The sequence below is a fragment of the Pseudomonas sp. B21-054 genome, assembly GCF_026016345.1.
Classification (GTDB): Bacteria; Pseudomonadota; Gammaproteobacteria; order Pseudomonadales; family Pseudomonadaceae; genus Aquipseudomonas.
On sequence record NZ_CP087204.1, the window covers coordinates 1,708,262 to 1,732,776 of the forward strand.

Annotated in this window: 19 protein-coding genes; 12 read left to right on the plus strand and 7 right to left on the minus strand. The window is 60.6% G+C overall.

Annotated elements, in window-relative coordinates; genetic code table 11:
- Positions 1-69 precede the first annotated feature (69 nt).
- The 6 genes from hrpA to LOY70_RS07675 all read left to right on the plus strand — a co-directional run bounded on the left by hrpA (position 70) and on the right by LOY70_RS07675 (position 9,337).
- Positions 70-3,981, plus strand: coding sequence for an ATP-dependent RNA helicase HrpA (gene hrpA, locus LOY70_RS07650; RefSeq protein WP_265035170.1), 3,912 nt, complete (start codon positions 70-72; stop codon positions 3,979-3,981).
- A 339-nt stretch (positions 3,982-4,320) separates the two neighbouring features.
- Positions 4,321-5,442, plus strand: a complete 1,122-nt coding sequence (locus LOY70_RS07655; protein WP_265035172.1) for a beta-ketoacyl-ACP synthase III — start codon at positions 4,321-4,323, stop codon at positions 5,440-5,442.
- 189 nt (positions 5,443-5,631) lie between these two features.
- The gene (locus LOY70_RS07660; RefSeq protein ID WP_265035175.1) at positions 5,632-6,243 is read left to right on the plus strand and encodes an RNA polymerase sigma factor; all 612 of its coding nucleotides are present in this window, start codon (positions 5,632-5,634) and stop codon (positions 6,241-6,243) included.
- A complete protein-coding gene (locus tag LOY70_RS07665; protein WP_265035177.1) occupies positions 6,237-6,473 on the plus strand; it encodes an anti-sigma factor family protein in 237 nt (78 codons plus the stop codon). The genes LOY70_RS07660 and LOY70_RS07665 overlap by 7 nt, the downstream gene beginning before the upstream one ends.
- 288 nt (positions 6,474-6,761) lie before the next feature.
- Positions 6,762-8,072 (plus strand): OprO/OprP family phosphate-selective porin, encoded by a 1,311-nt coding sequence (locus tag LOY70_RS07670; protein WP_265035180.1) that lies wholly within the window; start codon positions 6,762-6,764, stop codon positions 8,070-8,072.
- A gap of 140 nt (positions 8,073-8,212) precedes the next feature.
- Entirely contained in the window at positions 8,213-9,337 is a 1,125-nt protein-coding gene (locus LOY70_RS07675; protein ID WP_265035182.1) for a GNAT family N-acetyltransferase, read from the plus strand.
- Positions 9,338-9,352: 15 nt separating this feature from the next.
- Here LOY70_RS07675 and aqpZ read toward each other — a convergent pair whose 3' ends face one another.
- From aqpZ to LOY70_RS07700, 5 genes are all read right to left on the minus strand, one after another.
- Positions 9,353-10,042, minus strand: a complete 690-nt coding sequence (gene aqpZ, locus LOY70_RS07680; RefSeq protein WP_123414708.1) for an aquaporin Z — start codon at positions 10,040-10,042, stop codon at positions 9,353-9,355.
- Positions 10,043-10,494: 452 nt separating this feature from the next.
- Positions 10,495-12,327, minus strand: coding sequence for an ABC transporter ATP-binding protein (locus tag LOY70_RS07685; protein ID WP_265035185.1), 1,833 nt, complete (start codon positions 12,325-12,327; stop codon positions 10,495-10,497).
- 84 nt (positions 12,328-12,411) lie between these two features.
- Complete coding sequence (locus LOY70_RS07690; RefSeq protein WP_265035188.1) at positions 12,412-12,969, minus strand: peptidylprolyl isomerase; 558 nt, start codon at positions 12,967-12,969, stop codon at positions 12,412-12,414.
- Positions 12,970-12,973: 4 nt separating this feature from the next.
- On the minus strand, positions 12,974-13,777 hold the full coding sequence (locus LOY70_RS07695) for an alpha/beta fold hydrolase (protein ID WP_265035190.1): 804 nt from the start codon (positions 13,775-13,777) through the stop codon (positions 12,974-12,976).
- Positions 13,778-13,791: 14 nt separating this feature from the next.
- Positions 13,792-14,715 carry a LysR family transcriptional regulator gene (locus LOY70_RS07700; RefSeq protein WP_123342249.1) on the minus strand — a complete coding sequence of 308 codons (924 nt, stop codon included), beginning with the start codon at positions 14,713-14,715 and terminating at the stop codon, positions 13,792-13,794.
- Positions 14,716-14,765: 50 nt separating this feature from the next.
- Between LOY70_RS07700 and LOY70_RS07705 the strand changes: the two genes are divergently transcribed.
- The 4 genes from LOY70_RS07705 to LOY70_RS07720 all read left to right on the plus strand — a co-directional run bounded on the left by LOY70_RS07705 (position 14,766) and on the right by LOY70_RS07720 (position 19,037).
- Complete coding sequence (locus tag LOY70_RS07705) at positions 14,766-15,080, plus strand: hypothetical protein (protein WP_025212423.1); 315 nt, start codon at positions 14,766-14,768, stop codon at positions 15,078-15,080.
- Positions 15,081-15,231: 151 nt separating this feature from the next.
- Positions 15,232-15,831, plus strand: coding sequence for an FMN-dependent NADH-azoreductase (locus tag LOY70_RS07710; protein ID WP_265035196.1), 600 nt, complete (start codon positions 15,232-15,234; stop codon positions 15,829-15,831).
- A gap of 393 nt (positions 15,832-16,224) precedes the next feature.
- Positions 16,225-18,087, plus strand: coding sequence for an ATP-binding protein (locus LOY70_RS07715; protein ID WP_265035199.1), 1,863 nt, complete (start codon positions 16,225-16,227; stop codon positions 18,085-18,087).
- 83 nt (positions 18,088-18,170) lie between these two features.
- Entirely contained in the window at positions 18,171-19,037 is an 867-nt protein-coding gene (locus LOY70_RS07720; protein ID WP_265035201.1) for a carboxylate/amino acid/amine transporter, read from the plus strand.
- Between the two features lie 112 nt (positions 19,038-19,149).
- Here LOY70_RS07720 and LOY70_RS07725 read toward each other — a convergent pair whose 3' ends face one another.
- Positions 19,150-20,448, minus strand: a complete 1,299-nt coding sequence (locus tag LOY70_RS07725) for a mechanosensitive ion channel family protein (protein ID WP_265035203.1) — start codon at positions 20,446-20,448, stop codon at positions 19,150-19,152.
- A gap of 194 nt (positions 20,449-20,642) precedes the next feature.
- Here LOY70_RS07725 and LOY70_RS07730 point away from each other — a divergent pair, with 194 nt between their 5' ends.
- A complete protein-coding gene (locus tag LOY70_RS07730) occupies positions 20,643-21,989 on the plus strand; it encodes a DEAD/DEAH box helicase (RefSeq protein ID WP_025212428.1) in 1,347 nt (448 codons plus the stop codon).
- Positions 21,990-22,237: 248 nt separating this feature from the next.
- Here LOY70_RS07730 and LOY70_RS07735 read toward each other — a convergent pair whose 3' ends face one another.
- A complete protein-coding gene (locus tag LOY70_RS07735; protein ID WP_265035206.1) occupies positions 22,238-22,510 on the minus strand; it encodes a hypothetical protein in 273 nt (90 codons plus the stop codon).
- A gap of 279 nt (positions 22,511-22,789) precedes the next feature.
- On the opposite strand from LOY70_RS07735, the gene LOY70_RS07740 reads away from it, so the two are divergent.
- Entirely contained in the window at positions 22,790-24,496 is a 1,707-nt protein-coding gene (locus LOY70_RS07740; RefSeq protein WP_265035208.1) for a ShlB/FhaC/HecB family hemolysin secretion/activation protein, read from the plus strand.
- Positions 24,497-24,515: the final 19 nt, after the last annotated feature.

Consider the following 24,515-nt stretch of genomic DNA (forward strand, 5'->3'; position numbering starts at 1 on the left):
GTTCGGCGCAATGGCCGCAAATCTGCGACAATCTGCCCCCTGCACAAACCGACGACCCTTGCGTACCTGATGACTGACCAAGCCCCCGCTATCGACAAGCTGCTGAAAAACCTCGACCACGCCATGCTTGCCGACCGTCACCGGTTGCGGCGGCAGTTGCTCGAGCTGCGCAAGAAACCCGATGAGGCCAAGCTGGCCCAGTGGGTGACGCGCATGCAGGCGTCGTGCGACCAGGTGCTGGCGCGCAAGGCGAGCCTGCCGGTGATCCGCTACGACGACAATTTGCCGATCGCCGCCAAGCGCGACGAAATCAAGGCGGCGTTGCTCAAGCATCAGGTGCTGATCATCGCCGGCGAGACCGGCTCAGGCAAAACCACGCAGTTACCGAAGATCTGCCTGGAAATCGGCCGCGGCCAGCACGGCCTGATCGGCCACACCCAGCCGCGCCGGATCGCCGCCCGTAGCGTGGCGAGCCGTGTGGCCGAGGAGCTGGCGACGCCGTTGGGCGCGCTGGTGGGTTATCAGGTGCGCTTCGAGGACCAGAGCGACGCCAACACCCTGATCAAGCTGATGACCGACGGCATCCTGCTGGCCGAGACCCAGAACGACCGCTACCTCGAGCGCTACGACACGATCATCGTCGACGAAGCCCACGAACGCAGCCTGAACATCGACTTTCTACTGGGCTACCTCAAGACCCTGCTGCCGCGCCGTCCGGACCTCAAGGTGATCATCACCTCGGCGACCATCGACCTGGAGCGTTTCTCCAAACACTTCGATGACGCGCCCATCGTGGAAGTCTCGGGCCGCACCTTCCCGGTGGAAACCTGGTATCGCCCGCTGACCCTGGAGCAGGACGAGGAGGGCAACCGGGTCGAGGACGACTTGACCGTCGACCAGGCGATCCTCGCCACCCTCGATGAAATCGCCGCCTACGAGCGCAGCGAGCGCCGCAGCCCCGGGGATGTGCTGGTGTTCCTGCCGGGCGAGCGGGAGATTCGCGACGCGGCGGAGATGCTGCGCAAGGCCCAGCTCAAACACACCGAGATCCTGCCGTTGTATGCGCGCTTGTCGCCGGCCGAACAACAGCGGATCTTCCAATCCCACCCGGGCCGTCGCGTGGTGCTGGCGACCAACGTCGCCGAAACCTCGCTCACCGTGCCCGGTATCCGCTACGTGATCGACAGCGGCACCGCGCGCATCAGCCGCTACAGCTATCGCGCCAAGGTCCAGCGCCTGCCCATCGAAGCCATTTCCCAAGCCAGCGCCAACCAGCGCAAAGGCCGTTGCGGACGGGTCGAGCCGGGGATTTGTGTGCGGTTGTACAGCGAGGAAGATTTCCTCGGTCGGCCGGAATTCACCGACCCCGAGATCCTGCGCACCAACCTGGCGGCGGTGATCCTGCAGATGCTGCACCTGCGCCTCGGCGAAATCACTGATTTCCCGTTCATCGAACCGCCGGACGGCAAGGCCATCAGCGACGGTTTCAACCTGTTGCAAGAACTCTCGGCGGTGGACCGCAACAGTCAGCTGACCCCGCTCGGTCGGCAGTTGGCGCGTTTGCCGGTGGACCCGCGCATGGGCCGTATGCTGCTGGAGGCGGCGAAGCTGGGCAGCCTGCAGGAAGTGTTGATCGTCGCCAGCGCCATGTCGATCCAGGACCCGCGCGAGCGTCCGCCGGAGCGCCAACAGGCGGCCGACCAGGCCCATGCCCAATGGAAGGACCCGGACTCGGATTTCGCCGGGCTGGTCAATCTGTGGCGCGGTTTCGAAGAACAGCGCCAGGCCCTGACCGCCAGCCCGCTGCGCAACTGGTGTCGCAAGAACTTCCTCAATTACCTGCGCTTGCGCGAGTGGCGCGATTCCCATCGCCAGTTGAGCCTGATCTGCCGCGACATGCAGTTGAGCCTCAATAAGGAATCGGCGGATTACCCGAAACTGCACAAGGCGGTGCTCTCGGGCCTGTTGAGCCAGATCGGCCAGAAAACCGAAGACGGCGACTACCTCGGCGCCCGTCAGCGGCGCTTCTGGATTCATCCGTCATCGGGCTTGGGCAAGAAACGTCCGCAGTGGCTGATGACCGCCGAACTGGTGGAAACCACCAAGCTGTATGCGCGCATGGTGGCCAAGATCGAGCCGGACTGGATCGAGCCGTTGGCCGGGCACTTGATCAAGAAAAACCACTTCGAACCCCACTGGGAGAAGAAGCGCGGACAAGTGGTGGCCTATGAGCAGATCACCCTGTTCGGACTGATCGTGGTCGGTCGCCGACCGGTGCACTACGGGCCGGTCGACCCGGTGGTGTCGCGGGAGTTGTTCATCCGCGAGGCGCTGGTGCGCGGCGAGATCCAGTCCAAGGCCAAGTGCCTGAGCGCCAATACCCGCTTGCTGGAGCAGCTTGACGAACTGGAAGCCAAGGCCCGCCGCCGCGACATCCTGGCGGACGAAGAAACCCTGTTTGCGTTCTACGATGCACGCTTGCCGGCTGAGATTCACCAGACCGCGACGTTCGACAGTTGGTACCGGATCAACAGCCAGAAAGACCCGCAATTACTGATCATGCGCGAGGAAGACGTGTTGGCCCGCGAGGCCAGTGAAGTCACCGCCGCGCATTACCCGGACACCTTGCGCGTCGGTGACCTGACCTTGCCGCTGAGCTATCACTTCGAGCCCAACCATCCCCGCGACGGCGTGACCTTGCGTGTGCCGGCGCCGTTGTTGCCGATGCTGCCGCCGGAACGCCTGGAATGGCTGGTGCCGGGGATGATCGAGGCCAAGTGCATCGCTCTGGTGCGCAACCTGCCCAAGGCCCTGCGCAAGAACTTCGTGCCGGTGCCGGACTTCGTCAAGGCGGCGCTGCAACGCATCACCTTCGCCGAGGGTTCGTTGCCGCAAGCCCTGGGCCGCGAGCTGCTGCGCATGACCGGGGCGCGGGTCAGCGACGAAGCCTGGGTGGAAGCGGCGCAGCAGGTGGAAAGCCATCTGCGCATGAACCTGGAAATCGTCGACGGCCAGGGCAAGTTCCTGGGTGAAGGCCGGGACCTGGCCGAACTGACGGCGCGTTTTGCCGAAGCCAGCCAGGCCGCCTTGGCCGTGCCGCAAACGGCCAAGAGCCAGGCGCCGGTGGAGGCGAAAATCTTCGCGCCGGTGGCCGAGAAAACCCAACAGAAGATTGCCGGGCTGTCGATGACGGTCTACCCGGCGCTGGTGGAAGAGGGCGGCGTGGTCAAGGAAGGGCGTTTCCCGACCCCGGCCGAAGCCGAATTCCAGCATCGCCGCGCCTTGCAGCGCTTGTTGATGCAGCAATTGGCGGAGTCGGCGAAGTTCCTGCGGGGCAAGTTGCCGGGGCTGACGGAGCTGGGCCTGCTGTACCGCGACTTGGGCCGCATCGACGGCCTGGTGGAAGACATCCTGCTGGCCAGCCTCGACAGCTGCGTGCTCGAAGGTGAAGCGAGCCTGCCCCGCGACGGCGCCGCCTTGGCTGCCCTGGCCGAGCGCAAGCGCGGCGGCTGGACCGAACACGCCGAACGCCTGGCGAAGCTGACCCTGGACATCCTCAAGCTCTGGCATGGCCTGCAAAAACGCTTCAAGGGCAAGATCGACCTGGCCCAGGCCGTGGCGCTGAACGACATCAAGCAGCAACTCAGTCACCTGGTGTACCCGGGCTTCGTGCGGGAAACCCCGCATCAGTGGCTCAAGGAACTGCCGCGCTACCTCAAGGCCATCGAACAACGTTTCGAGAAACTGGGCAGCCAGGTGCAGAAAGACCGGGTCTGGAGTGGCGAACTGTCGAACCTCTGGGCCCAATACCAGGCCCGCGCCAGCAAACACGCCCAGGAAGGCAAGCGCGATCCGCAGCTGGAACTGTACCGCTGGTGGCTGGAGGAATACCGGGTGTCGCTGTTTGCCCAGCAGTTGGGGACCAAGGTGCCGATTTCCGACAAACGCCTGGGTAAGCAGTGGAGCGTGGTGGAAGGCTGATCGCAGAAGTCAGGTGATACTCATAACCCCTGTGGGAGCGGGCTTGCTCGCGAATGCAATTGCACATTCAACATTGTTGCAAGCTGACCCACCGCCTTCGCGAGCAAGCCCGCTCCCACAGGGTTTTGTGTGGTGAAGAAGGGAGAATGGGCCAAACGCCAGCGTTTATGGCAAACTTCGCGCCTATAAATGCCGGTTCCGTGGTTTCGAGCGTCAACGCCACGGGCGGATCCGGAATAAAGCGATGCCAGGGCTGCTTCCCCGGATGGGAAAAGTCCCTTTGTGTATTGGCACGTCGGTGCCAATACTTTCTGCCTGAACAGATCAGAGACACGACCCATGCATAACGTCGTCATCAGCGGCACCGGCCTGTACACCCCGGCCAATAGCATCTCCAACGAAGAGCTGGTGCAATCGTTCAATACCTATGTTGCGCAGTTCAATGCCGACAACGCCGACGCCATCGAGCGCGGTGAAGTCGAGGCATTGACCGAATCCAACGCCGCGTTCATCGAAAAGGCCTCCGGCATCAAGAGTCGCTTTGTCATGGACAAGGACGGCATCCTCGACCCGCAACGCATGGCGCCGCGCCTGCCCGAGCGCTCCAACGACGAGTGGTCGGTGCTCTGCGAAATGGCTGTCGGTGCTGCGAAACAGGCCCTTGAGCGCGCCGGCCGCACGGCCGCCGATATCGACGGCGTGATCGTCGCCTGTTCCAACCTGCAGCGCGCATATCCGGCCATCGCCATCGAGGTCCAGGAAGCCCTGGGCATCGAAGGTTTCGGTTTCGACATGAACGTGGCCTGTTCCTCGGCGACGTTCGGCATCCAGGCCGCGGCCAACAGCGTACAACTGGGCCAGGCCCGGGCGATCCTGATGGTCAACCCGGAAGTCTGCACCGGCCACCTGAACTTCCGTGACCGCGACAGCCACTTCATCTTCGGCGACGCGGCCACCGCCGTGATCATCGAACGGGCTGACCTGGCGACTTCGCCGTACCAGTTCGACGTGGTCAGCACCAAGCTGCTCACCAAGTTTTCCAATAACATCCGCAACAACTTCGGCTTCCTCAACCGCGCCGCCGAAGAGGGCATCGGCAGCTGCGACAAGTTGTTCGTCCAGGAAGGCCGCAAAGTGTTCCGCGACGTCTGCCCGATGGTGGCCGAGCTGATCGGTACCCACCTGGAAGAAAACCAACTGAACGTCGGTGACGTGAAACGCTTCTGGCTGCACCAGGCCAACTTGAGCATGAACCACCTGATCGTGCGCAAATTGCTGGGCCGCGAAGCCACCGAAGCGGAAGCCCCCGTGATTCTCGATCGCTACGCCAACACCAGTTCGGCGGGTTCGGTAATCGCGTTTCACAAATATCAGGATGATTTGCCCAGCGGCTCGGTTGCCGTGCTCAGCTCGTTTGGCGCTGGGTACTCGATTGGCAGCGTGATTCTGCGTAAGCATTGATGACTGGCAACGGGATGTATTGTGGCGAGGGGATTTATCCCCGCTGGGCTGCGTAGCAGCCCCAAAGCAGGCAATGAATACATCCTGATGTACCGCAATGGCAGATATCAGGGTCGCTTCGCAACCCAGCGGGGATAAATCCCCTCGCCACAAAAACATAGCCAGTCCTTCCAGGCAATGGGGCGTTGAATGACGGCCACCGACGACACCCTCCTGCTCACACGCCTCCTGGCCGGTGAGCAGCAGGCCTACAAGGAACTGGTCAGCACCTACCAGGGCCCCATGCGGGCGGTGGCCTATGCCATCGTCGGCAGTCGCCATGCCGATGAAGTGGTGCAGGACGCGTGGTTGTCGGTGGTGCGCAATCTCAACGGTTTCCAGGGGCGTTCCAGTCTCAAGACCTGGCTGCTGACGATCACTGCCAACGCCGCCAAGGGCCGTTACAAGCAGAACCGCCGGGAAGTACTGCTCGATGATCTGCCGTCGCCCCACGGCACCCTGGGCGATGAGCGCTTCGCCGCCGATGGCCATTGGCTGCTGGCGCCGTTCGCCTGGCACCAGGACACACCGGAGGCGTTGCTCACGATGAGCGAATTGCGCGATTGCCTTGAACACACCCTGCTCAGCCTGTCGGAACTGCAAGGCAGCGTGTTGACCCTGCGGGAACGCCAGGGGCTGGAGCCGGAAGAGATCTGTAATCTTCTCGACATCTCGCTCTCCAACGTACGCGTGCTGTTGCATCGCGCCCGGCTGAAGGTCTTCGCGACCGTGGAACATTTCGAGGAAACCGGCGAATGCTGACCTGCAAGGAACAAGTGGCGCGCTCCAGCGATTATCTCGATGGTCAACTGAGCTTTCGTGAACGCCTGATGGTGCGTCACCACCTGATGTTCTGCCCCAACTGCCGGCGGTTTATCCGCCAGATGCGCCTGATGCAGGCGACCCTCAAAAAGCTTCCTGAAGCCCCCATTCCCGATCTGGATCACCTCGCCGAAAAACTCGCCGCCGAACGTCGCCGAAACATCCGCTGAGACCTGAGAAACCACCTACCCCTGTGGGAGCGAGCTTGCTCGCGATGGCGGCGCATCAGGCAACAAATCTGTCACTGACATACCGCCATCGCGAGCAAGCCCGCTCCCACAAGGGGCTTGCCGTTGTGCTGGTTATTCCCATTCGAAGTAAAAAGTTCCGCTGTCATAAAATCTTTATGTGATAGCAACTCGCCTGACACAACCGGTCGCCAAGATCCCCTCCCAACACCAGCGGGCCCAGTTCCGCGTGTTTTCTAACGCATAGACTACCAACAGGGGAATTCTTCGATGATTCGCAAGCACTTCGCAGGTTTTGCCGCCAGCGCACTGGCCATGGCAGTAACCGCCCAGGCTTTCGCCGGCACCGTCACCACTGACGGCGCCGATATCGTGGTCAAAACCAAGGGCGGCCTCGAGGTCGCCACCACTGACAAAGAGTTCAGCTTCAAGCTCGGTGGTCGTTTGCAGGCTGACTACAGCCAGTTCAACGGTATCTACACCGACAATGGTGACAAGGCCGATGCCGCGTACATCCGCCGTGGCTTTCTGGAACTGTCTGGCGTGCTGTACACGGATTGGGCCTACACCATCAACTACGACTTCTCCCACAACAGTGGCGACTCCGATAACGGCTACTTCGACGAAGCATCCCTGGCCTACAACGGCTTCAAGCCGGTTTCGATCAAGGTCGGTCGTTTCGACCCCGACTTCGGCCTGGAAAAAGCCACCAGCTCCAAGTGGGTGACTGCTCCTGAGCGCAACGCCGCCTACGACCTGATCGACTGGGCCAACGGCCACCAGAACGGTCTGGGCATCCAAGCTTCCAGCACCTTCGCCGATTCGTTCTATGCCTCGGCCGGTGTGTTCAGCAAGGACACCGACGACACTGACGGCAACAGCATCAAGCAAGCCAACGGTCGCTTCGTGTTCGCTCCGATGCACGAAGCTGGCAACGTGTTGCACTTCGGTTTGAACGTAGCCTCCCGTGACGTTTCCGACACCGCGTTCGACGCGCGTTATCGCTCCCGTCTGGGCATGCGTGGCGTTGAAACCCTGGGCGGCAACGATGCGGGTCCTAACGGTAACCGTCCGGTACTGGGCGGCGCCAACAACTCGCCGGCCGGTTCGTACGACACGGATACCGCTTACGGCCTGGAAGCCGCTTTCGCCATGGGGCCTGCGTCGATCCAGGGTGAATACATTTCCCGCAAGACCAAGGCTGACAGCGACGCCTTCGAAGACCTTAAGGGCCACGGCTTCTACGTCCAGGGCGCCTACACCATCACCGGTGAATCCCGTGGTTATAAAGTCGGCAAGTTTGACGCGATCAAACCCCAGAACAAGTCCATCGGCGCGTGGGAAGTGTTCTATCGCTTCGACAGCATGACCGTCGAAGACGACAACATCACCACCGCCTCCGCCACCCGCGACGTGGGCGATGCCGAAGCCAAGGTGCACAACCTGGGCGTGAACTGGTACGCCAACGAGGCGGTGAAAATCACTGCCGCTTACGTCAAGGCCAAGACCGACAACGTCACCAACGCCAATGGCGATGACGATGGCAAAGGTGTGGTTGTTCGTGCCCAGTACGTGTTCTAAACCGTGCTGATTTGATACAGCGTTCTTGCTTCATCCGTTAAAGCTCCTTTGAACCCCGCCTCTGGCGGGGTTTTTTTATGCCTGCCCGGTCAGGATCGGCGATACTCGTCCCATCCGCCGCCTGGATTTCGGGGAACCGCATGCCGCTTCACGTTTTCGACAGCTTGTCCGCCATCGCGCCGCAAGAATGGGACGCCCTGGTGCCTGCCAACCAACCGTTCCTGCGCCACGCCTTCCTGAGCACCCTGGAAGACAGCGCCAGCCTCGGCCCACAATCCGGTTGGCAAGCCGAGCATTTGCTGCACATTGAAGACGGTCGTCTGCTGGCGGCCTTGCCCAGTTATCGCAAGTGGCACTCCTACGGTGAATACGTGTTCGACCACGCCTGGGCCGATGCCTGTGCCCGGGCCGGGATCGATTACTACCCCAAGCTGCTGACGGCGGTGCCGTTCAGTCCGGTCAGTGGCCCACGACTGCTGGCGGCCCGTGTGGAGGACGGCCTGGAGTTGCTGGGCAGCCTGCCGGGTTATCTGGACATCGAAGGGCTTTCCAGCGCCCACATTAACTTCACCGACGCCTTCACCGACGCGGCGCTGGCCGGGCAAGAAGGCTGGTTGCAGCGGATCGGCTGCCAGTACCACTGGAAAAATCGTGGTTATCGGGACTTCCAGGATTTTCTCGATGCCCTCAGTTCGCGCAAGCGCAAGCAGATGCGCAAGGAGCGTGAACAGGTGGCGGGGCAGGGCATCGCGTTCGAATGGCTCGAAGGCCGGCAACTGGACGAGGCCCAGTGGGACTTTGTCTACGCCTGTTACGCCAACACCTACGCGGTGCGTCGACAGGCGCCGTACCTGACCCGGGCGTTCTTCAGCCTGCTGGCCGAGCGCATGCCCGAGGCTATTCGCGTGGTCTTGGCCAAGCAAGGTTCACGGCCGGTGGCGATGGCGTTCAGCCTGGTGGGCGGCGACAGTTTCTACGGGCGTTACTGGGGTTGCCTGGCGGAATTCGACCGCCTGCACTTCGAAACCTGCTTCTATCAAGGCATGGATTACGCGATTGCCCATGGCTTGCAGCGCTTTGATGCCGGGGCCCAGGGTGAGCACAAATTGATTCGTGGGTTCGAGCCGGTGATTACCCGCTCGTGGCATTACTTGCGTCATTCGGGGTTGAAAGCGGCTGTGGCGGACTTTCTCGTGCGCGAGCAAGAGGGAGTGCTGGCCTATGCCGAAGAGGCGAAAACAGCACTGCCTTATCGGCAGTGCTGATCTTCGCAGGGTGACTCAGCGGTCTTCGTTGCCCAGCCAGCGGTACGCGACACCGCCGATGACAGCACCCAGCAGCGGTGCCAGCCAGAACAGCCACAGTTGCTCGATGGCCCAGCCGCCGACGATCAACGCCGGACCGGTACTGCGGGCCGGGTTGACGGACGTGTTGGTGACGGGAATCGAGATCAGGTGGATGAGCGTCAGGGCCAGGCCAATGGCAATCGGTGCCAGCCCGGCCGGGGCACGTTTATCGGTGGCGCCGAGGATGATCAGGATGAACATCGCCGTCATGACCAGCTCGGTCACAAAACCTGCCGCCAACGAATACCCACCGGGTGAATGCTCGCCGTAACCGTTCGACGCCAGGCCGGACGCGGCCAGGTCAAAGCCTTCCTTGCCGCTGGCGATGAAGTAGATCAACGCGGCAGCCAGCACGCCACCGATGACCTGGGCGATGATGTAGGCAGGCAATTCCCTGGCCGGAAACCGCCCGCCCACGTACAAACCCACCGACACAGCCGGATTCAGGTGGCAGCCGGAGATATGACCGATGGCGAATGCCATGGTCAACACCGTCAGGCCAAAGGCCAGGGCAACCCCCAGCACGCCAATCCCGGAGGCGGCCAATACCGCGCTGCCGCAGCCGCCCAATACCAGCCAGAACGTACCCAACAACTCAGTCGTTGAACGTTTGAGTAAAGACATAAGCATCCTTGATAAAACAGTCGTGATAATCGGTTATGCATCCAGCAGTATTACGACAGGTTCATCTCCAGAACCTGGGCTGAGTACAGCAGAGCGCAGCGACAAATCCAGCGGCATAAAAAAACCGCCAGCGTCATGGACGGTGGCGGTTTTGGCCGTGGTCGGCGGGGAGTATGTCGCGGCTGTTCGGGCCGGATGGATCCCGGACAGAATTTTTCAGAAAGGCCGTGGTGCTGCACTCCACAGAAGTAGAGCAAGGCGCGGTCAGCTTTTGTGGCGAGGGGATTTATCCCCGCTGGGTCGCGTAGCGACCCCACAGCAGCTGCATATAATTGGCCTGGCACACCGAAGTGCAAGTTTTTGGGGCTGCTTCGCAACCCAGCGGGGATAAATCCCCTCGCCACAGGTTCTGTGGTTGGTCCAAGCATCTTCATCACAGAGCCCGTTCCGGCTCAGTCGATCCCCACGAACCCACCCGTCTGATGCTGCCACAACCGCGCATACAACCCGCCATGGGCCAGCAACTCGGCATGGCTGCCAGTCTCGGCGATGCGGCCATTTTCCAGCACCACCAGCCGGTCCATCCGGGCGATGGTGGAGAGGCGGTGGGCGATGGCGATCACGGTCTTGCCTTGCATCAGCGTCTCCAGGCTTTCCTGGATTGCCGCCTCGACTTCCGAGTCCAGCGCGGAGGTCGCTTCGTCCATGATCAGGATCGGCGCGTCCTTGAGCAGCACCCGGGCAATGGCGATGCGCTGGCGCTGGCCGCCGGACAGTTTCACGCCACGTTCACCGACATGGGCATCGAAGCCGGTGCGGCCTTCGGCGTCCGAGAGTAACGGGATGAATTCATCGGCGCGGGCCTTGCGTACGGCTTCCCAGAGTTGTGCATCGGTGGCGTCGGGCTTGCCGTAAAGCAGGTTGTCGCGAATCGAGCGGTGCAGCAGCGAGGTGTCCTGGGTGATCATGCCGATGCGTTCGCGCAGGCTTTCCTGGCCGACTTCGGCGATGTCCTGGCCGTCAATGAGGATGCGCCCGCCCTGCACGTCATAGAGGCGCAGCAGCAGGTTGACCAGCGTGGACTTGCCCGCGCCGGACGGGCCGATCAGGCCGATTTTCTCACCGGGCTTGATGGTCAGGTTGAGGTCGCCGATCACACCGCTTTTCTTGCCATAGTGGAAATCCACGTGCTCGAAACGCACCTCGCCGCGAGCGACCGCCAAGGGCTTGGCCTGGTCGCGGTCGGTGACGCTGACCGGTTGGGCGATGGTCTGCAGGCCGTCCTGGACCATGCCGATGTTTTCGAAGATGCCGTTGACCACCCACATGATCCAGCCGGACATGTTGACGATGCGGATCACCAGCCCGGTCGCCAGGGCAATGGCACCCACGCTGATCAGCGACTGGGTCCACAGCCACAAGGCCAGCGCCGTGGTGCCGACGATCAGCATCCCGTTCATGCTGGTGATGACCACGTCCATGCTGGTCACCACGCGGCCGGCCAGTTGGGCTTTTTCGGTCTGTTCCTGGATGGCTTCGCGGGCATATTGCTGTTCGAAGTTGGTGTGGGCGAACAGCTTCAGGGTGGTGATGTTGGTGTAGCCGTCGACGATCCGGCCCATCAGCTTGGAGCGGGCATCGGACGACACCACCGAGCGCTCCTTGACCCTTGGCACGAAGTAACAGAGGGCGCCGATGTAGGCAGCGATCCACATCAGCAGCGGAATCATCAGGCGCCAGTCGGCTTCGGCGAACAGCACCAGGGAACTGACGGCATAGATCAGCACGTGCCACAACGCATCCACGGCCTGTACTGCCGAGTCGCGCAGGGAGTTGCCGGTCTGCATGATGCGCTGGGCGATGCGCCCGGCGAAGTCGTTCTGGAAGAAATTCAGGCTCTGCTTGAGCACGTAGCTGTGGTTCTGCCAGCGGATCAGGCTGGTCATGCCGGGGCTCAGGGTCTGGTGCACCAGCAGGTCATGCAGGGCCACGAAGATCGGCCGAAAGACCAGCGCCACCACGGCCATCCAGGCCAGTTCCAGGCCGTGGATCTTGAAGAAGTCCACATTCGGCGTGCCCTGGGTCAGGTCGATGATGCGACTCAGGTAACTGAACAGCGCCACTTCGATCAGCGCGCCGATCAGGCCCACCACCAGCAGCACGGCGAAGCTGGGCCAGACTTGTTTCAGATAATAGGTGTAGAAGGGCAGGACCCGGTTCGGCGGGGCCGAGCTCGGGGCGTCACGGAAGATATCAATCAGTTTTTCGAAGCGGCGATAAACCATCGGTAAATGCCCTGGCAGGGGCTCTCCTTTTTGCTATGAGCGGCGCGGGGTTGCCGCCGCCGCTCAGGCTTGCCATGTGCCTCTTCAGTCGATGCGCTTGGCCGACTTGATGAACACAGGATCGGCTGGCACGTCTTTCATGCCGCCGCGTTGGGTGGTTGGCGAATTGACGATGATGTCCACCACGTCCATCCCTTTGACAACCTTGCCGAAGACCGCATAGCCGTCTCCAGTGTCGAGGAAATCGTTGTCCTTGACGTTCACAAAGAACTGGCTGGTGGCTGAGTCGGACACGGATGTGCGGGCCATGGACAGGGTGCCGCGGACGTTATGCAAACCGTTTTTCGATTCGTTCTTGATCGGAGCTTTGGTTTCTTTCTGCTGCATTTGCTGGGTAAAACCACCGCCCTGGATCATGAAGCCCGGGATCACACGGTGGAAAATCGTGTTGTTGTAGAAGCCGCTGTCCACGTACTCAAGGAAGTTCTTGGTACTGATGGGGGCCTTGACCGGGTCCAGTTCGATTTCGATCGGGCCGTTGGTGGTTTCCAGCAATACGTGGGGCGCCTTGGTCGGCTGTGCGGCCATCAGGTTGGCGGCAAACAGTACGGTGCCAGCGGCGAGGGCGATTTTTTTCAGCATGGGGTCAGTGATCCTGAGTGGTGGAATCGGTTGCGGTCAAAAAGTCGAGCAGGGTTTGGTTGAAGCGTTCGGGTTGATCCAGCGGGGTAGCGTGCCGTGAATCGGCGATGACCACCAGTCGTGCGTCGGGCAGCCGCTTTACGTAGGCTTCTTTCAGCGCCACCGGGGTGTAGTCGTGGTCGGCGCAAATGACCAGGGTTGGACAGGCGATTTGCGACAGTCGTTCCTGCACGCCCCATCCCACGACGGCATCGAAGCTGGCGAGATAAGCATGTTTGTCGTTTTTTGCCCAGCGCCGAGCCATTTCCAGGCGTAACTCGGCTTGCTCGGGCTTGGGAAACAGCTTGGCGCCCAGGGCCTTGCCGATGGTCTCCAGGCTGAGGATGCGCATCAGGCTCCAGCGCTTGAACCATTGCCAGCAATCGTCGGGCGTGCGGACTTTGACCTCGGGCGCGCTGTTGACGATGCACAGGCTCTTGACGAGACCGGGTTGGTCCACCGCCAGTTGAAAGCAGATCATGCCGCCCATGGACCAGCCCACCAGATGCACCGGACCCAGGTCGAGGTGTTCGATCAGCGCGATCAGGTCGGCGCTGAAGCCTTCGATGCTATAGCGTTCGCGCGGCTTGTCGGAACGCCCGTGGCCGCGCACGTCCACCACGATCAGGTGGTAGCGGGTGGACAGCACCGGGATCTGTTTTTCCCAGTCGCGGGTGCTCGAGCCCAGGCCGTGGACCAGCAGCAAGGGCGCGCCGTGGCCGTATTCTTCGTAGTGCAGGTTGCAACCTTCGTGTTCGAAATAGGCCATTGGCGAAGTCCTTGTCAGGCTTGTTCAGGGGCGGCGAACGGCGCATCCAGCGGCGCGGTGTCGAAGGTGCGCAGCAGTTCGATCAGGATCTGCGTGGCCGGGCCCAGGGGTTTTTCCTTGTTTGAATACAGGTAGAAGCTCGGATTGCGGCTGCCGCCCTGATCCAAGGGTAGACGTTTAAGCGTGCCGTCCCTCAGTTCCCGTTCGATCATGTGCCGGGGCAGCCAGGCGAAACCCAGGCCGCTGCCGACGAAGGTCGCGGCGGTGGCCAGGCTGCCGACGGTCCAGCGCTGCTCGGCACCGAGCCAGCCGACGTCCTTGGGTTGGTGGCGGCCGGAGTCGCGGATGACCACTTGCAGCTGGCTTTCCAGGTCCTGGAATGTCAGCTCGCGATTGAGCCGATGCAAGGCATGTTCGGGGTGGGCCACCGCGATGAACTCCACGTCGCTCAATTCCGCTCCCAGGTAACCGGGAATACTGAAGCTGCTGATGGCCAGGTCGGCCACGCCTTCGAGCAGCACCTCTTCCACCCCCGACAGCACTTCTTCCCGTAGCCGTACCCGGCAGCCGCGGCTTTGTGGCATGAACGCCGTCAAGGCGCGCACGAGACGGGCGGTAGGGTAGGCGGCATCGACCACCAGGCGCACTTCCGCTTCCCAACCTTGCTCCATGTGATGGGCCAGGTCTTCCAGCTGGCTGGCCTGTTTCACCAGTTGCCGGGAGCGGCGCAGCAGCACGCCACCGGCTTCGGTCAGCACGGCCTTGCGCCCATCGATGCGCAGCAACGGCACGCCAAGCTGATCCTGCATGCGGGCCACGGTGTAACTCACCGACGACTGGGAGCGATGCAGCACTTCGGCGGCCTGGGCGAAGCCGCCATGATCCACCACGGCCTGCAATGTTCGCCATTGATCAAGGGTCACGCGGGGCGCTTTCATATTGAGCTCCTCTTGTCCTAAGCTGGCGGTCCCTTGGTGGAGACTGCCGAATGAAGAAAATCTGTTGTGCGGTGCTGGCCCTGTTGCCGCTGACTGCGTTTGCGTACCCGATCGATGTGGAAAAACACCTCAACGGCCTGAGCATCGACTACACCGCCTATGACACCGACGCCGACATCGGTTCCATCCAGGTCAATAACTACGGCAGCACGGACGCGGCCTGCACCGTGGTTTTTCGCAACGGCCCGGAAGCGCCTCGCACCCGCAAGATCGAAGTCGCCGCCGGCAAGTTCAAGAACACCACTGCCAAGTTCAACCGCAACATCATCAAGCTGCGCATTGAGCTGACCTGTAAGCCGAAATAGCCCGACGGCGGAGCAGCGATGCAGCGCATGCTCCGCTTATAAACGAAATTATCGATGCTTTACAGCAATTATTTGCGCTTTTTCATCGATTCAGCCACGTTTAACCTTCACTCCATCGACTGACAACATTCTCAGATGGAGCCTACATCCCATGTCCCGCGTTCTGATCATCGAAAGCAGTGCCCGCCAGCAAGACTCGGTTTCCCGTCAACTGACCCAGACCTTCATCAGCCAGTGGAAAGCCGCGCACCCGGCCGACGAAATCAGCGTTCGCGACCTGGCCATCAACCCGGTGCCGCACCTGGATGCCAATCTGCTGGGCGGCTGGATGAAGCCTGCCGAGCAGCGCAACGACATCGAAAACGCCTCGCTGGAGCGTTCCAACCAATTGACCGATGAGTTGCTGGCCGCCGACGTGCTGGTGATGGCCGCGCCGATGTACAACTTCGCCATCCCCAGCACCTTGAAAGCCTGGCTCGACCACGTGCTGCGTGCTGGCGTGACCTTCAAGTACACCCCCACCGGCCCCCAGGGCCTGCTGGTCGGCAAGCGTGCTTTCGTGCTGACCGCTCGCGGTGGCATCCACGCCGGTGGCAGCACTGACCATCAGGAACCCTATCTGCGCCAGGTCATGGGCTTCATCGGCATCCACGACGTGAGCTTCATCCATGCCGAAGGCATGAACCTGGGCGGCGACTTCCAGGAGAAGGGGTTGAATCAGGCCAACGCCAAATTGTCCCAGGTCGCCTGATCCGTTAATCCTCGGGTAATCGCCAGGTGGTCTAGTGGCCTGGCGCTTCCCTTCAAACCGTTTTGCGCATCGAACCTCCCTTTGCACTTGTTGCTCCTGAGTGCAGTAGCCCGATCGAACGCTTTAGCGAGATCGGGCTTTTTTTTGGGTTGGAAAGAGCCCCCGCCTAAATGGACCTGAGCCTCAATCTTCGGGCCGGGAAAATGTGTTGAACGGACACTCAGTCATATTTGGCCCCGTCTCCCCAGTCCCGCTGTGGTAGGCTGTTTCCCAAATCTCAAACACCCTGGTAAACACGAAAAACTGGCGCTTCGGTCAAGTAAGTCTTTGCCGTCAATACTTGCAGCAAGTGAAAACGAGCTCTGCTTGAAATTACAGTATGGAGGCTGTGATATGTTCAAAGTCAGGCGGAAAACATGGGCTTTATTCTTGGCCTATTTCATAGGGGCCAGTGGCTATATCTATTACCTGTATGTCGAGACCCAGGGCGTTCTCACGGACAACATTAATAGCAAATTGCTGCATGCCGCGTTGGGCGCTTCGGCCATCCTCGGCGATCGTTACCATGACCATCTGGTCGACAAACAATCCAAGACGCCAGCGCAAGACTGGGATGCCATTCAGCGGCTCTCCAGCTTCAATGAGTCAATGGGCACGGCTTTTGTGTACAGCGTGGTCAAACGCGATGGAAAGGCTTATCTGATCAGCTCCAGTGCCTCAAAAGAAGAAATCCAAGCGAAGAATTACGTGCGTTTTTTCGATCCTTATCCAGATGCCAGCCAGGCTTTACTGGATAGTTTTGAACGCACCGAGCCAACCTGGATCGACTACGCGGATCATTGGGGCGACTTTCGCGCCGTCTTCGTCCCGTTAAAATCCCAAGACGGTACGGTGTATGTCGTTGGCGCGGAAATTACGTTGGCGGACTACTACCAACAACTTAACCAGGATTCCCTGTATCACATTATCCTTGCCATCCTGCTGTTTCTTGCCTTCATTCTTTTTCGCATGCGCGCTCATCTTCAGCAATTACAAATAAACGAAAAAATATTGAATCAGGCAAAAAATGCCGCCGAGGATGCGGACCGTTCGAAAACCCGATTCCTGGCGACCATGAGCCATGAAATCCGCACGCCCATGTACGGCGTCATTGGCGCCACCGAATTGCTGGCCCGGTCTGCCCTGGACCCCGAGCAGCGCGGTCTTCTAAACACAATTCATAACAGCGGCCGGACGCTGCTCTCACTGATCGATAACATACTTGATCTTGCCAAGATCGAAGCGGGAAAACTTGAGCTGAAACCTTGTGTGTTCGAAGTGAGGGCACTGGTTTCATCCAGTATTGAAATGATCCGGCAAAGTATTCAGGACAAACCCATCGTACTTGAGGCCCAGTTCTCTCTAGACGTACCGCCCTTGATCAAAACCGATATCGATTGCCTTCGCCAGATATTGATCAACTTGTTGGGTAATGCCGTCAAATTTACCGAAGCCGGGAAAGTATCACTCATGGTCACCACCAGCGGTTACGGCCCTCAAGCCCGGCTCGATTTTTCCATACACGATACCGGCATCGGCATCCCGATAGAACGACAGGACAGCCTGTTCAAGCCCTTCGCTCAGTTCAAGGAACCGGCCAGCCAGCGCTTTACCGGAAGTGGGCTGGGTCTTTCAATCTGTAAGACGCTGGTCGAGGCGCAACACGGGACTTTAACCTTCACCAGCCAGCCTGGCGTCGGATCGACGTTCTCTTTCTCACTTCCCATGGCGCTTTTTTCAACCAAGGAAATACCCACTGGAGACGATCCAGCAGCGGTGGGTTTCGACTCGTCTTTTGCTGCGGATTACCCGCTCGATATCTTGCTGGTAGAGAACCATTCCCTGAGCCAGAAAGTGGCCATGGCGATGCTGCAAGAGTTGGGTTACGCGCCCGACCTTGCGTCAGATGGACTGGAAGCGGTCAACCGGTGCATGACTGCGACGCCAGAGGTCATTTTCATGGACATCAACATGCCTGTCATGGATGGGCTGGAGGCCGTGGGTAAAATCCGCGCACTCCCACAGGGCGATACTTGCTATATCGTTGCTTTCACCGCGAGCGCTTTTTCGAGCGAGCTGGAGCGTTTCAGGGCTGCTGGTGCCGATGACATTTTAACCAAGCCGGCGAACCTCCAGGCGTTGACCCGGGTGCTTCAGCGTGCCGCCAGCTACCGGCAGCAGCGCCAGGCCGGCACTTCGGTCGTGGATGCCATTTGAAGATCGAGGCTGCACCATCGCGAGCAGGCTCGCTCCCATCGTTCAAAACGGCTATCTTCGCCGCCACTTGAAACGAGGGGCGTATGGGCTATCTACTTTTTGTGACGCTGATCCAGGCGTTTTCCTTCAGCCTGATCGGGGAGTACCTGGCCGGGCATGTGGACAGCTACTTCGCGGTGCTGGTGCGGGTCTTGCTGGCGGGGCTGGTGTTCATTCCTCTGACCCGCTGGCGTCAGGTGGAGCCGTCGTTCATGCGCGGCATGCTGTTGATCGGCGCGTTGCAGTTCGGCGTGACCTACGTGTGCCTGTACCTGAGCTTCCGAGTATTGACGGTGCCCGAGGTACTGCTCTTCACCATCCTGACGCCGCTGCACGTGACCCTGATCGAAGACGCGCTCAATCGTCGCTTCAACCCCTGGGCCTTGATCGCGGCGCTGGTGGCCGTGGCCGGCGCGGCGGTGATTCGCTACGACCGGATCAATCCGGATTTCTTCATGGGCTTTTTGCTGCTGCAACTGGCCAACTTCACCTATGCGGCCGGGCAGGTGCTGTACAAGCATTTGGTGGCCCGTCACCCGAGCGATCTGCCGCACTATCGGCGTTTCGGTTATTTCTATCTCGGTGCGCTGATGGTGGCGCTGCCGGCCTTCCTGCTGTTCGGCAAGACCAATTTCTGGCCCGAAGCGCCGTTGCAATGGGGCGTGTTGGTATTCCTTGGCCTGGTTTCCACCGCGTTGGGACTCTACTGGTGGAACAAAGGCGCGTGCCTGGTCAACGGCGGGACGCTGGCGGTGATGAACAACCTGCACGTGCCGGTGGGGCTGCTGGTGAACCTGCTGATCTGGAACCAGCATGAGGACCTGGGGCGGTTGCTGCTGGGCGGGTCAGTGATACTGGCGGCGGTGTGGATCAGTCGGTTGGGGATCCGCCAGTCTCAGCCTTCACCCTGATCCCCTTGTGGGAGCGGGCTTGCTCGCGAAAGCGGTGGAACAGTCAATTAAATATCGACTGATACCCAGCCTTCGCGAGCAAGCCCGCTCCCACAAGGGTTTTCTGGTGGATTCAAACGACCTGTTTCTGCGGCTCTGAAATGGAACTCGCCCCCAGCACCGCCGGCAGCAACCCTGAACGCAAATCCGTGCCGCTGGGCTGCTGGTACAGGTTCAATCCGAACTCCGGCATCACCGCCAGCAGGTAATCGAAAATATCCCCCTGGATGCGTTCGTAGTCGGCCCATACGGTGGTGCGGGTGAAGCAGTAGATTTCCAGCGGGATGCCCTGGGCCGTGGTCTGCATCTGTCGGACCATGCAGGTCATGTTCGGCTGGATCTCCGGGTGACTTTTCAGATACGCCAGGGCATAAGCGCGGAAGGTGCCCAGGTTGGTCATGCGTCGACGGTTGGCCGACATCGCCGCGACGTTGCCCTGGGCTTCGTTCCAGGCCTTGAGTTCGGCCTGCTTGCGACCGATGTAGTCGGTCAGTAGGCGCACCTGGGTCAGGCGCTGTTCTTCTTCATCATGCAGAAAGCGCACGCCGCTGGCATCGATGAACAGGCTGCGCTTGATCCGTCGCCCGCCGGACTGCTGCATGCCGCGCCAGTTCTTGAACGATTCGGACATCAGGCGCCAGGTCGGGATCGAGACGATGGTCTTGTCGAAATTCTGCACCTTGACCGTGTGCAGCGTGATGTCCACCACATCACCGTCGGCGCCGACCTGGGGCATTTCGATCCAGTCGCCGACCCGCAACATGTCGTTGCTGGTCAACTGCACGCTGGCGACGAACGACAGCAGGGTGTCCTTGTAGACCAACAGGATCACCGCCGACATCGCCCCCAGGCCCGACAGCAGCAACAGCGGCGAACGGTCGATCAGGGTGGCGACGATGATGATCGCGCCGAATACATACAGCACCATCTTCGTCAGCTGCACGTAGCCTTTGATCGAGCGGGTTCGCGCATGTTCGGTGCGCGCGTAGACATCCAGCAGGGCGCTGAGCAGGGCACTGAGGCTCAGCACCATGAACAGGATGGTGAAGGCCAGGGCGACATTGCCGAGGAAAATCAGGCTGGTCTTGCTCAGTTCCGGCACCAGGTGCAGGCCGAACTGGATGATCAGCGACGGCGTCATCTGGGCCAGGCGATGGAAGACCTTGTTCTGGCGCAGGTCGTTGATCCAATGCAGGGACGGTTGGCGGCCGAGCAATTTGGCGGCGTGCAGAATCAGGTAGCGCGCCACGCGCCCGAGCACCAGGGCAATGACCAGCAGCAACATCAGGGCCAGGCTGGAATGCAGGAGCGGGTGCTGGTCAAGGGCACCCCAGAGGTCTTGGATGTTGACCCAGAGTTGTTTGATGTCCATGGACGAAACGGTTCTTCTATTAAAGACGCGAGGGTGCGATTAGAGCATTTAAGCCCGGTCGAGTGACCGTTGATGACAAATCGGCTTATAAAAATCCACTGATTTACTGCCGTTTGTATAAAGAAACTCGGCCTTCGCGCTCGAAACCGTTACCCTATGCAGCTGTTTTTTTGCATTTCTTCGAGGTAGCACCCGTGTTTTCCCAATTCGCCCTGCACGAACGCCTGCTCAAAGCCGTGGCCGAGCTTAAATTTGTCGAGCCAACGCCAGTGCAGGCAGCGGCTATTCCGCTCGCGCTCCAGGGGCGTGACCTGCGGGTGACGGCGCAGACCGGCAGCGGCAAGACCGCCGCGTTCGTGCTGCCGATCCTCAACCGCCTGATCGGCCCGGCCAAGGTTCGCGTCAGCATCAAGACCCTGATTCTGTTGCCGACCCGTGAACTGGCCCAGCAGACCTTGAAGGAAGTGGAGCGCTTCTCGCAGTTCACCTTCATCAAGTCCGGCCTGATCACCGGCGGCGAAGACTTCAAGGTCCAGGCCGCCATGCTGCGCAAGGTGCCGGACATCCTGATCGGCACGCCGGGGCGGATGATCGAGCAACTGAACGCCGGCAACCTTGACCTCAAGGAAGTCGAAGTCCTGGTGCTGGACGAAGCCGATCGCATGCTGGACATGGGCTTTGCCGAAGACGTGCAACGCCTGGTGGACGAATGCGTCAATCGCCAGCAGACCATGCTGTTCTCCGCCACCACCGGCGGTTCGGGCTTGCGGGAGATGATCGCCAAGGTGCTGAACAACCCCGAGCACTTGCAGCTCAACGCGGTCAGCCAGCTGAACTCCACCACCCGTCAGCAGATCATCACCGCCGACCACAACCAGCACAAAGAACAGATCGTGAACTGGCTGCTGGCCAACGAGACCTACCAGAAAGCCATCGTCTTCACCAACACCCGGGCCATGGCCGACCGCATCTACGGTCGCCTTGTCGCCCAGGAATACAAGGCGTTCGTGCTGCACGGCGATAAAGACCAGAAAGACCGCAAGCTGGCCATCGACCGCCTCAAGCAAGGTGGCGTGAAAATCCTCGTCGCCACCGACGTCGCCGCCCGTGGCCTGGACGTGGACGGCCTGGACATGGTGATCAACTTCGACATGCCCCGCAGCGGCGACGAATACGTGCACCGCATCGGTCGTACCGGCCGAGCCGGTAACGACGGCCTGGCGATCTCGCTGATCTGCCATGGCGACTGGAACCTGATGTCGAGCATCGAGCGCTACCTCAAGCAGAGCTTCGAGCGTCGTACCATCAAGGAAGTCAAAGGCACCTACGGCGGACCGAAAAAGGTCAAGGCTTCGGGCAAGGCCGTTGGCGTGAAGAAGAAAAAAGTCGACGCCAAGGGCGACAAAAAGAAAACCGGTGCCAAGGCACCCACCAAGCGCAAAATCGCCAACCGCCCGAAGACCGACGCGCTGTCGCTGGTCAGCAAGGACGGCATGGCCCCGCTCAAGCGCCGCAAGCCAGAAGCGCCAGCGGCTGAGTGAAGCGGCGGTAGGGCTTCATGAAAAAACCGGACCTTGGGTCCGGTTTTTTTATGGGTGGAACTCAATTTTAAATTCGATGCAGAACCCTGTGGTGAGGGGATTTATCCCCGCTGGGTTGCGAAGCAGCCCTAAAACCGGACACTCGGTGTATCTGGTTCAACTGAGCTGCTTTTACTGGGGTTGCTTCGCAACCCAGCGGGGATAAATCCCCTCGCCACAAAAGCAGGCTGTGTTCGAGATGTGGGCAATCACCCAGCTTTCTTTTCTGCGCTCTTCAGTTCTTCCAGACGCTTATCAATCAACTGGCACTTATCCGGCATGTCCTTGCTGGCAGTCTCCATATCCATGGCCTGCAACTCGTCGTTGATTTCCTTGGCCTTGGCCGGGTTCTGCTCGGTGAGCTTGGTCACTTCCTGGGCCAGTTGTTCCCGCTTGGCGGTGGCTTCCTCGGGAGTGCAGGCCCAGGCGGGCAGGGCGCAGGTGAGGGCGGCGGCGAGGGTGAGCTTGAGGAAGGTTTTCATGGCAGGGCCTCGTATTCCTTGTTGGGCAGGTAATGGGTTGAGGCCGGCGTTGGTCGGAAAGTTCATTTGCCAGGCGCTGCGAGGGCCTGTGTGTTCGTTTCGTAGGAGGTTTCCGGCTCTGCACCGGACCTTTCATACCGTCGTACGAGAGGCGTCTGATTTCAGACGAACGGATCCAATAATAACCTCAAGGCTCAACCGATTAAGTTGACGTCAAAATGATGGCTCATTAATATCGCGCCACTATTTTGATGTCACTTTTGGATCGAGGGATCGAACATGACCAAACCCGCCTTTTGGGCGAGGTTGTGCCTGGCTTTGCTGTGCCTTTCTCCGCTGACCCTGGCTCGCGCCGCCCCCACGCCTGGCGATACGGACCTGATCCGCGAGCGTCAGAACCGCTTGCTCGAAGAGCAACAACGCCGCCTCGAAGAACTCAAGGACCTGCCAGGACAGGAGGCGAAGCCGGCCCAGCCGACAGCGCCTGCCGATACCCGTTGCTTTCCCATCAAGACCATCGAACTCAAGGGCGCCGACAGCCTCTCCGCCCGTGAGCGCGAACGCCTGCTCAAGCCCTACATCGGCCAATGCCTGGGCGTACCGCAGCTCAACGAACTGCTCAAGGTCATCACCGATCACTACATCGAAAAAGGCCTGGTCACCAGTCGCGCCTATCTGCCGCAACAGGATTTGTCCGGCGGGCATTTGAGTGTGCTGGTGGTGGAAGGGCGGCTCGAAGGCTTGAAGGGCGCCGAGAACAGCAAGCTGTCGGAGCGCGAATTGGCGATGGCGTTTCCCGGCAAGACCGGCGAGTTGGTCAACCTGCGGGAAATCGAGCAGATGGTGGACCAGCTCAATCGCCTGCCGTCGAATCAGGCGAAGATGGAGCTGACTCCCGGCAAGAACGTCGGCGGCAGTGAAGTACGGGTGACCAACGAGCCGCAAAAACCCTGGCGCGCCGGACTGTCCCGCAGCAACGACGGCCAGCGCAGCACGGGCGAGCAGCAGTGGGGCACCAGTTTCGAGTGGGACAGCCCGCTGGGTTTGGCCGACCAGTTGATGTTGCGCGGCGGTCATGACGCGATGACCGACCACCAGCACACCTCACGCAACGCCATGCTCTATTACAACCTGCCGTTTGGCTGGTGGAACCTCAGCTACACCTACAGCCAGAGCGAGTACCGCTCGCAAATCCCGGCCAACGGTTTCAACTTCAAGCAGACCGGCGACAGCCAAAACCATCAGGTGCGCCTGGAGCGAGTGATCCACCGCGACGCCCTGAGCAAGACCTCCCTCAACACCGGCCTGGCCTACCTGCGCACCAACAACTTCATCGAAGACAGCAAACTTGCCGTCAGCAGCAATCGTCTGAGCGAAGCCCAGTTCGGCATCAATCATGGCCGCCGGGTCGGCAGTGCTTTCGTCAACCTGGACTTGGGCATGCAGCAAGGCATCGGCGCCTTCGATGCCCAGGGCGACAACGATCCAGGCCCCGGTCAGGCCGATGCCCGCTATCGCAAATACACCGCCACCGCCAGCTACCTGCAACCCTTCAAGCTGTGGGACGAATCGTTCAGCTTCAGCAGCCTGATGACCGGCCAGCGCAGCGAAGACGTGCTGTTCAGCCCGCAGCGCATGAGCCTGGGCGGACAATCTTCCATCCGTGGCTACAAGGACCAATCCCTGTCCGGCGACAGCGGCGGTTACTGGCGCAACGACCTGCGCTGGAGCCGCCCGGTGACCCTGGAATGGCTGCGGCCGGTGTTCGCCGAATACGGCACCAGCCTCGGTTATGACCAGGGCGTGATTCGTGGCGACCGCTACAACGGCGACCAGCACGGGCGCATGTCGAGCAACTCAGTGGAGCTGTTCGCCCGCGGTGAGCACCTGAACGCCAGCGTCACCTTTGCCCACTCCCTGGAACGCCCGGATGCCCTGACCGAGCGCGAAGCGCCGATCTACTTCCGCGTGGATGTACTCCTTTAAATTCTGTTGCAACGAGACC

Excerpts from the sequence above, each read along its gene's own strand:
- hrpA (WP_265035170.1), top strand. The coding sequence starts at position 70 with ATGACTGACCAAGCCCCCGCTATCGACAAGCTGCTGAAAAACCTCGAC.
- LOY70_RS07655 (WP_265035172.1), top strand. The coding sequence starts at position 4,321 with ATGCATAACGTCGTCATCAGCGGCACCGGCCTGTACACCCCGGCCAAT.
- LOY70_RS07660 (WP_265035175.1), top strand. The coding sequence starts at position 5,632 with ATGACGGCCACCGACGACACCCTCCTGCTCACACGCCTCCTGGCCGGT.
- LOY70_RS07665 (WP_265035177.1), top strand. The coding sequence starts at position 6,237 with ATGCTGACCTGCAAGGAACAAGTGGCGCGCTCCAGCGATTATCTCGAT.
- LOY70_RS07670 (WP_265035180.1), top strand. The coding sequence starts at position 6,762 with ATGATTCGCAAGCACTTCGCAGGTTTTGCCGCCAGCGCACTGGCCATG.
- LOY70_RS07675 (WP_265035182.1), top strand. The coding sequence starts at position 8,213 with ATGCCGCTTCACGTTTTCGACAGCTTGTCCGCCATCGCGCCGCAAGAA.
- aqpZ (WP_123414708.1), bottom strand. The coding sequence starts at position 10,042 with ATGTCTTTACTCAAACGTTCAACGACTGAGTTGTTGGGTACGTTCTGG.
- LOY70_RS07685 (WP_265035185.1), bottom strand. The coding sequence starts at position 12,327 with ATGGTTTATCGCCGCTTCGAAAAACTGATTGATATCTTCCGTGACGCC.
- LOY70_RS07690 (WP_265035188.1), bottom strand. The coding sequence starts at position 12,969 with ATGCTGAAAAAAATCGCCCTCGCCGCTGGCACCGTACTGTTTGCCGCC.
- LOY70_RS07695 (WP_265035190.1), bottom strand. The coding sequence starts at position 13,777 with ATGGCCTATTTCGAACACGAAGGTTGCAACCTGCACTACGAAGAATAC.
- LOY70_RS07700 (WP_123342249.1), bottom strand. The coding sequence starts at position 14,715 with ATGAAAGCGCCCCGCGTGACCCTTGATCAATGGCGAACATTGCAGGCC.
- LOY70_RS07705 (WP_025212423.1), top strand. The coding sequence starts at position 14,766 with ATGAAGAAAATCTGTTGTGCGGTGCTGGCCCTGTTGCCGCTGACTGCG.
- LOY70_RS07710 (WP_265035196.1), top strand. The coding sequence starts at position 15,232 with ATGTCCCGCGTTCTGATCATCGAAAGCAGTGCCCGCCAGCAAGACTCG.
- LOY70_RS07715 (WP_265035199.1), top strand. The coding sequence starts at position 16,225 with ATGTTCAAAGTCAGGCGGAAAACATGGGCTTTATTCTTGGCCTATTTC.
- LOY70_RS07720 (WP_265035201.1), top strand. The coding sequence starts at position 18,171 with ATGGGCTATCTACTTTTTGTGACGCTGATCCAGGCGTTTTCCTTCAGC.
- LOY70_RS07725 (WP_265035203.1), bottom strand. The coding sequence starts at position 20,448 with ATGGACATCAAACAACTCTGGGTCAACATCCAAGACCTCTGGGGTGCC.
- LOY70_RS07735 (WP_265035206.1), bottom strand. The coding sequence starts at position 22,510 with ATGAAAACCTTCCTCAAGCTCACCCTCGCCGCCGCCCTCACCTGCGCC.
- LOY70_RS07740 (WP_265035208.1), top strand. The coding sequence starts at position 22,790 with ATGACCAAACCCGCCTTTTGGGCGAGGTTGTGCCTGGCTTTGCTGTGC.